This is a genomic window from Actinomadura sp. KC06 (genome assembly GCF_004348735.1).
Lineage (GTDB): Bacteria > Actinomycetota > Actinomycetes > Streptosporangiales > Streptosporangiaceae > Spirillospora.
Genome location: NZ_SMKT01000266.1, coordinates 1 through 7,125, shown reverse-complemented (window position 1 = coordinate 7,125; position 7,125 = coordinate 1). Strand labels below are relative to the sequence as shown.

Here is a 7,125-nt window from a genome sequence, read left to right as displayed (position 1 = left end):
GTGTTACTCACCCGTTCGCCGCTCGAGTACCCCCGAAGGGGCCTTTCCGCTCGACTTGCATGTGTTAAGCACGCCGCCAGCGTTCGTCCTGAGCCAGGATCAAACTCTCCATTAAGGCCAAACGACCAACCCAGAGGGGCGAACCCCCAGACCGGCCAAACCTCGGAAAACAATCCCAGCATCGCCACCCTCCCCAAAAGGAAAGGATCGCATTGCCTCAAAGAAATCCCCGACCACCCCCAGAGGGGCGGCCGCGGGGACGGACCGGCCAAAACAAACCGGCCGGACCGCATAAAGGCACTGGCTTTTAACACGCTGTTGAGTTCTCAAGAAACGGACACCCACCGCGCCGTGAACCTGCTTCCGCAGGCCCCGGCTCCGGGGCAACCCTTCTAACTTACCCGTTCCGCCGCCGTTGTCAACCCGATCAACGAAGATCTTTTCGACGGAGGCGGAGACGAACCGAATCCCCCACACGACAACCAACCCGCAGGCAGAACCTGCCGAGATCGTTTCGAAGGGAGGCGCCCTACGGGCCGGCCGCCTTCCGGCGTCCTGCGCCCCGTCCGGGCTTGCCACTCAAGAGTACCCCGGCCCGGATCAAGCTGCGAACCGATTTTCTCTGTTGGCTTCGCTCTGGGGCCGTCCGCCTTCCGGCGTCCCGCATCCCTCAGGGCACGTTGAAGATTAGGCAGCCCGGGACGGCCCGTCAAATCGGAGCGTCCATCCCCTCGTCCGGCGGCGGAAACCCGCTGGTCACAGAGGGTTCAGGTGTCCGGCCTCAGTGCCGCGTCAGTGCGATGTCAGCGGGCGGTCGCGGATGTCCGCGCCGTGTCAGCGGGGTCGGTGACGGTGGTGGCGTCACGACGAAAACCTGTGAGGGGCGGAACTGTGGACGATGTGATTCGCGCCGAAGGGCTGCGTAAACAGTTCGGGGACACGAAGGCCCTGGACGGTGTGGACATCTCGGCGCGCCGGGGCACGGTGCTCGGGGTGCTCGGGCCGAACGGCGCGGGGAAGACGACCGCCGTCCGGGTGCTGGCGACGTTGCTGAAGCCGGACGCCGGACGGGCTGAGGTGTGCGGCTACGACGTCGTCAAGGACGCCGTCCAGGTGCGCGCGATGATCGGGCTGACCGGGCAGTACGCGTCCGTGGACGAGGAGCTGACCGGCGTCGAGAACCTGGTGATGATCGCCCGGCTGCTGGATTTCGACCGGCGGGAGGCGAAGGCCAGGGCCCGCCAGTTGCTCGACCGGTTCCGGCTCACCGAGGCCGGGTCGCGTGCCGTGAAGACGTATTCGGGCGGGATGCGGCGGCGGCTCGATCTGGCGGCGAGCCTGATCAACCGTCCCGAGGTCATCTACCTGGACGAGCCGACGACCGGGCTGGACCCGCGGGCCCGCAACGAGGTGTGGGACACGGTCCGCGGTGTCGTCGCCGAGGGCGCGACGGTGCTGCTGACCACGCAGTATCTGGAGGAGGCCGACGCGCTGGCCGACCGGATCGCGGTGTTCGACCACGGACGGGTGATCGCGGAGGGCACGTCCGACGGCCTGAAGGGGCAGATCGGGCGGCAGACGCTGGTGGTCCGCGCCGCGGAGCCGTACCGGACGGCGCAGCTCACCGCGATCGTGGCCGAGCTGACGGGGGAGCGTCCCGAGGTGCGGGAGCCGGCGGGGCTCGTGACCGCGCCGGTGCACGATCCGCGGCTGCTGTCGGCGCTGGTCAGGCGGCTGGACGAGGCGTCGATCACGGCGGCGGAGCTGGCGCTGCGGATGCCGAGCCTGGACGAGGTGTTCCTCACGTTGACCGGCCATCTCGCCGAGGAAGACGGCGCCGAGACCGAACTCGTCCCGGAAGGGAGCGTGGCATGACCGCGATCACGGTTGCCGGGCGCCGTCCGGCCGAGGAGCCGCCCGCGCACATCAGCCCGCGGCGGACGCTGCGGCACGGCCTGACGCTGGCGTGGCGGAACATCGCCCAGCTGAAGCATTCTCCGGAGAAGCTGCTGGACACGACGCTGATGCCGATCGTGTTCCTGCTGCTGTTCCTGTACGTGTTCGGTGGGGCGGTGGCGGGCGACACGCAGTCGTACCTGCAGCAACTGCTGCCGGGCCTGATCGCTCAGATGGCGATGTTCGCGACGATGGGCCTCGGGACGGCGTTGAACGAGGACATCCACAAGGGCGTGTTCGACCGGTTCCGCAGCCTGCCGATCGCCCGTTCCGCGCCGCTGATCGGGTCGGTGCTCGGGGACACGGCCCGGTTCGTGACCGTGATGACGGTCCTGGTCGGGTTCGGGTCGCTGCTGGGATTCCGATTCCATACCGATCCGCTGTCGGTGCTGGCCGCGTTCGCACTGGCGTACGTGTTCTATCTGGCGGTCTGCTGGATCTCCGTCCTGGTGGGGCTGGTCGCGCCGACGCCGGGCACCGTCCAGGGGCTCTCGTTCATCTGGGTGATGCCGCTGACGTTCGGGAGCAGCGTGCTCGTCCCGGACACGTCCACGATGCCGGGGTGGCTGGAGGCCTGGACGAAGGTCAACCCGGTCACACATCTCGCGGACTCGATGCGTGCGCTGATGGTCGGCGGACCGGTCGGAAACCATGTCTGGTACACGCTCGCGTGGGCGGCGGGGATCGTCGTGGTCACGTTCCCTCTGGCCATGTGGATGTACTCGCGGAGGGCCTGACGCCGACCGGGGCTTTCAGGCGGGGGCCGGGGCGGTGGAGCGGACGATGCCGGGGCCTGCCGCGAAGACGTCATCGCGGGTGACGCGGCGGCCGCGGTCGTAGGCGGCGCAGAAGGCGTCGCCGCCGAGGGCGCGGGTGGCGGCCGTGAGCGTCCGGTGGACGTCGTAGCAGCCGGTGTCGCGGAATCCGCGCAGGGTGTGCGCGGTGCCGAGCAGCTCGGCGGCGCGGGTGCGGGCGCCGCGCGCGGCGGCGAAGGCGGCGAGTCCCTCGACCAGCGAGGCGAGGGCCGGGTTGCCCATCAGCGTGTCGTTCTTGATGTCGCTGAAGGCCCGGAGGTGCCAGCCGAGCGCCCCGTCCAGGTCGCCGTCCTCCTCGGCGAGGCAGCCGAGGCGGCTGTAGGTGCGGCGGACGACCTGCGCGAAGTCGGGACGGTGCTCGCGCGGCTCGACCCACTTGTAGGCGCGGTCGGCGTGCGGGAGGGCGGCCTCGCGGTCGCCCTCCTTCAGCGCCAGCTCGCACAGCAGCAGCGACGCGCTGGCGGCCTCGGCGAACTCGCCGATGTGGTCCATCTGCGCCATCGCGAGGTGGAGGTCCTCGCGGGCGCGCGCGATGTCGCCGAGGTCGGCGCGGGCCCGTGCGAGCTGGGTGAGGATCGACGCGCCCTGCTCGGGACTGACCCCGGCGGTCGCGTAGCCGTACGCCTCCTCGCCGAACCGGATGGCGTCGGCGAGCTCGCCGCGGGCCGTGGCGACCTGCATCATCCCGCTCAGCCCGAGGATCATCCCGAAGCGGTCGCCGAGGTCGCGGAAGCGGACGTAGGCGTCCGCGGCCTCCGCGGCGGCCTCGTCGATGTGCCCGGTGTTGATGCCCATGTGCGCGAGGAGGGCGTGGGTGACGGCGCGGACCCAGGGGTCGGGATGGTCCTCGGTGCCGTGCAGGCGGCGCCGGATCTCGTCCATGTCCCCGCTGAACATGCTGGACGCCGGTTCCATGAGGGCGAGGGCGGGATGCATCGGCCGTCCGGGGACGATGTCGGCGACGCTGTCGAAGATGGCGCTCAGCGCCTCCGGCGACGGCCCGGCCTCCCGGCTCATCTCCGAGATGAGGCCGGCCGCGACGAAGCACAGGGCGTACTGCTCCTCCAGGCCTGGCGGGACGTCGTCGCCGACCATGTCGCGGACGCCGACCGCCCAGTGGCCCGCCTCGATCTCCTGGTCGCGCAGTATCCAGAACCACACCATCGCCGCCGCCAGCCGCAGGGCCATCTCCCGGTCGCGCGTCTCGATCAGGTGCCGGAACGCGGCGGTGACGTTGCCGCGTTCGTCGGCCAGCCGCTCGGCCCAGCGGAGCTGGTCGTGGCGGCGCAGCTCCGGCTCGGCGCGCTCGGCGAGGTCGACCAGGTAGGCGGCGTGCGCGGACCGGACGCGTGCGGTCTCGCCCGCCTCGTCCAGCCGCTGCCCCGCGTACACGCGGACGGTCTCCAGCAGCCGGTAGCGGACCTCGGCGTCGCCGTCCGCCATCACGAGCGACTTGTCGATCAGCGCGGCGATCACGTCGATGACGTCGTGGGGGTCGGGGGCGTCGGGCGCGTCGAGGCCGCACACGTGAACGGCGGCGTCCGGCGTGGCGCCGCCCGCGAACACCGAGAGGCGGCGCAGGACGGTGCGTTCGACGTCGTCCAGCAGCTCCCAGCTCCAGTCGACGACGGCGCGCAGCGTCCGGTGCCTGGGCAACGCGGCGCGGCTGCCGCCGGTCAGGAGCCGGAACCGGTCGCCGAGCCGGGCCGCGATCTGGCCGGACGTGAGCGAACGCAGCCGGGCGGCGGCCAGCTCGATGGCGAGCGGGATGCCGTCGAGCGCGCGGCAGATCGCGATGACGTCGGCGACGGTCTCGGCGTCCACGGTGAAGCCGGGGCGGACGGCCGCGGCCCGGTCGGCGAACAGCCGGACGGACGCGTATCCGACCGCGTCCGCGGGGTCGTCGACGGCGCCGTCCGGCAGCGGGAGGGACGGCACCGGGCACAGCGACTCGCCGGTGATGCCGAGCGGCTCGCGGCTGGTGGCGAGGATCCGCACGCCCTCGGCCTGCGCGAGGACGTGCCCGGCGAGCCGCGCGGCGGCGTCGAGGACGTGCTCGCAGTTGTCGAGGACGACGATCATCCGCTTGGCGGCGAGGAAGTCGGTGAGCCGTTCGAGGGGCCGGGCGATCACGCGGGTCTCGCCGGGGCGGACGGTCTCGAGGACGCCCAGCGCGACGAGCACGGCCTGCACGACGTCGCCCGGGTCGCTGACGGGGGCCAGCGGCACGAACCACACGCCGTCCGGCATCTCCTCGATGAGCGCGGCGGCGCTCTCCCCCGCCAGCCGCGTCTTGCCCGCCCCGCCGGGGCCGGTGAGGGTGACGAGCCTGGTCTCGCGCAGCAGCTTGCCGACGCGCCGCGACTCCTCCTCACGTCCGACGAAGCTGGTGAGCTGGGCGGGCAGGTTCGTGCGCGCGGGCCGCGGGACGCCCGGCGGCGGCGCGGCGGGCGCGGCGTCGTGGCGCAGGATCTCCAGGTGGACGGCGGACAGCTCCGGGGACGGGTCGACGCCGAGCCGGTCGGCGAGGGCGCGGCGGGTCTCCTCGAAGACCTCCAGCGCGTCGGCCTGCCGTCCGGCCGCGTACAGGGCGCGCATGAGGTGCCCGCGGAGCCGTTCGCGCAGCGGGTTCGCGGCGGCGAGCGGTTCGAGCTCGGCGACGGGCGGGACGGGCCGCCCGGCGGCGAGCTCGGCGTCCACCCGGTCCTCGACGGCGGCGAGCCGCAGTTCCTCAAGCCGCGCGATCGTCGCGGACGCGAATCCCGCGTCGGCGACGTCGGCGAGCGCGGGCCCGCGCCACAGCGCGAGCGCCTCGCGGAGGCGCTCGGCCCGCCGGGTGGGATCGTTGTCACCGCGTGCCGCCGCGACGCCCCGCTCGAACGCGACCGCGTCGACCTGCGCCGGGTCGATCGCGAGCCGGTAACCGGCCGGGCCGTGTTCGACCAGGTCGCGTCCGGCGGCGCCGCGCAGCCGCGAGACCAGCGCCTGCAGCGCGTTGCCTCCGCCGGCGGGCGGCGCGCCGTCCCACAGGTCGTCGAGCAGCCGGTCGGCCGACACGGGCCGCCCCGCCTCGGCCGCGAGCCTGACCAGCAGAGCGCGCAGCCGCCGGCCGCCGACCTCGACGGGCCGCGCGGCCTCGTCCCGCACGTCGAGCGGGCCCAGGATGCCGATGCGCACGTATCCCCTTCCCCGGCTGCCATTGTCGCCGATGAATGGACCGCGTGTGCCGGGTAGGTGTCCGATATGCCTAGAGCACAGATCAAGGACGAGAAGACGTACCAGAAGCTCCGCGACCAGGGCGAGAGCAAGGAGAAGGCCGCGCGGATCGCGAACGCGTCGGCCGGCCAGGGCAAGAAGAAGGTCGGCCGCAAGGGCGGCAAGAACCCCCCGTACTCCGACTGGACGAAGGAGGACCTGCTGAAGCGGGCCCGCGAGATCGGCATCGAGGGACGGTCCTCGATGAACAAGTCCCAGCTCGTCGACGCGCTGCGGAACCACTGACCGTGAACGCGGTCGTCGACTCCGCGCGCAGGCAGAAGGAGGAGTACGCCGGAGACTCGGACCGTCCGCTCGGCTCGTATCTCGGGACCATGGCCGTCTACGCGGTGACCACCGGGGCGATGGCGCTGCTGGGCCGCCGGCTGCGCGACCGGTCGCCGTCCATCGGCCTCGCCGATCTCGCGCTGATGACGATCACGACGCACAAGACGTCGCGGCTGATCGCCAAGGACCCGGTGACGAGCCCGCTGCGCGCCCCGTTCACCCGGTACTCCGGCACGTCCGGCCCCGCCGAGGTGGCGGAGGAGGTGCGCGGCCACGGCGTCCGGCACGCCGTCGGCGAGCTGATCACCTGCCCCTTCTGCACCGCCCAGTGGGTCGCGACGGCCTACGCCGCGGGCCTGGTGTTCGCCCCGCAGGCGACCCGCCTGGCCGGCGCCACGATGACGGCCGTCGCGGGCTCGGACTGGCTGCAGCTCGCCTACGCGCGGCTCCAGCGGGCCGCCGAAGGATGACGTCCCATACGCCTCATTCTTTACGTTTGCCCCATATACGGCGGGTAGGGCCACCCCATGGATCTGGCATTCCTCAAGTCGCTGTACCAACGTCCGGGCCCCTTCGCGTCGGTGTACGCCGATCTCACCCGGACCACCGAGGACGCGTCCAAGGCCGTCGAGCTGCGGTGGCGGGCGCTGCGCGCGGACCTGGAGGCCCAACACGCCCCGAAGGGCATGCTCCGCGCGATCGAGCAGACCATCGCCGAGGAGACGCGGGCGCGCCGCTCCGAGGGGCTGGTGATCTTCGCGGCGGACGGCGAGGTGGCCCACACCGAACGGCTCCCCGGCCCGCCCCGCAC

The 7,125-nt window shown here is 72.2% G+C and carries 5 protein-coding genes, 1 rRNA gene and 1 pseudogene; 5 read left to right on the top strand and 2 right to left on the bottom strand.

Going from position 1 to position 7,125, the window contains the following annotated elements; all coding sequences use genetic code 11:
• Nucleotides 1–115, bottom strand: a 16S ribosomal RNA gene (locus E1287_RS40860); the annotation flags it as partial.
• Nucleotides 116–891: 776 nt separating this feature from the next.
• Between E1287_RS40860 and E1287_RS40855 the strand changes: the two genes are divergently transcribed.
• Both E1287_RS40855 and E1287_RS40850 read left to right on the top strand, forming a co-directional pair.
• Entirely contained in the window at nucleotides 892–1,875 is a 984-nt protein-coding gene (locus E1287_RS40855; protein WP_131971123.1) for an ATP-binding cassette domain-containing protein, read from the top strand.
• Nucleotides 1,872–2,693 (top strand): ABC transporter permease, encoded by an 822-nt coding sequence (locus E1287_RS40850; protein WP_131971121.1) that lies wholly within the window; start codon nucleotides 1,872–1,874, stop codon nucleotides 2,691–2,693. The genes E1287_RS40855 and E1287_RS40850 overlap by 4 nt, the downstream gene beginning before the upstream one ends.
• Before the next feature lie 15 nt (nucleotides 2,694–2,708).
• On the opposite strand, the gene E1287_RS40845 is transcribed toward E1287_RS40850, so the two are convergent.
• On the bottom strand, nucleotides 2,709–5,948 hold the full coding sequence (locus E1287_RS40845) for an AfsR/SARP family transcriptional regulator (protein WP_165969439.1): 3,240 nt from the start codon (nucleotides 5,946–5,948) through the stop codon (nucleotides 2,709–2,711).
• Nucleotides 5,949–6,014: 66 nt separating this feature from the next.
• Here E1287_RS40845 and E1287_RS44420 point away from each other — a divergent pair, with 66 nt between their 5' ends.
• The 3 genes and pseudogenes from E1287_RS44420 to E1287_RS40835 all read left to right on the top strand — a co-directional run.
• Entirely contained in the window at nucleotides 6,015–6,272 is a 258-nt protein-coding gene (locus tag E1287_RS44420) for a Rho termination factor (protein ID WP_165969438.1), read from the top strand.
• 2 nt (nucleotides 6,273–6,274) lie between these two features.
• Nucleotides 6,275–6,784, top strand: coding sequence for a DUF1360 domain-containing protein (locus tag E1287_RS40840; protein ID WP_243719788.1), 510 nt, complete (start codon nucleotides 6,275–6,277; stop codon nucleotides 6,782–6,784).
• A gap of 57 nt (nucleotides 6,785–6,841) precedes the next feature.
• Nucleotides 6,842–7,125: pseudogene (locus E1287_RS40835) on the top strand (hypothetical protein); the annotation flags it as partial.

Excerpts from the sequence above, each read along its gene's own strand:
- E1287_RS40850 (WP_131971121.1), top strand. The coding sequence starts at position 1,872 with ATGACCGCGATCACGGTTGCCGGGCGCCGTCCGGCCGAGGAGCCGCCC.
- E1287_RS44420 (WP_165969438.1), top strand. The coding sequence starts at position 6,015 with ATGCCTAGAGCACAGATCAAGGACGAGAAGACGTACCAGAAGCTCCGC.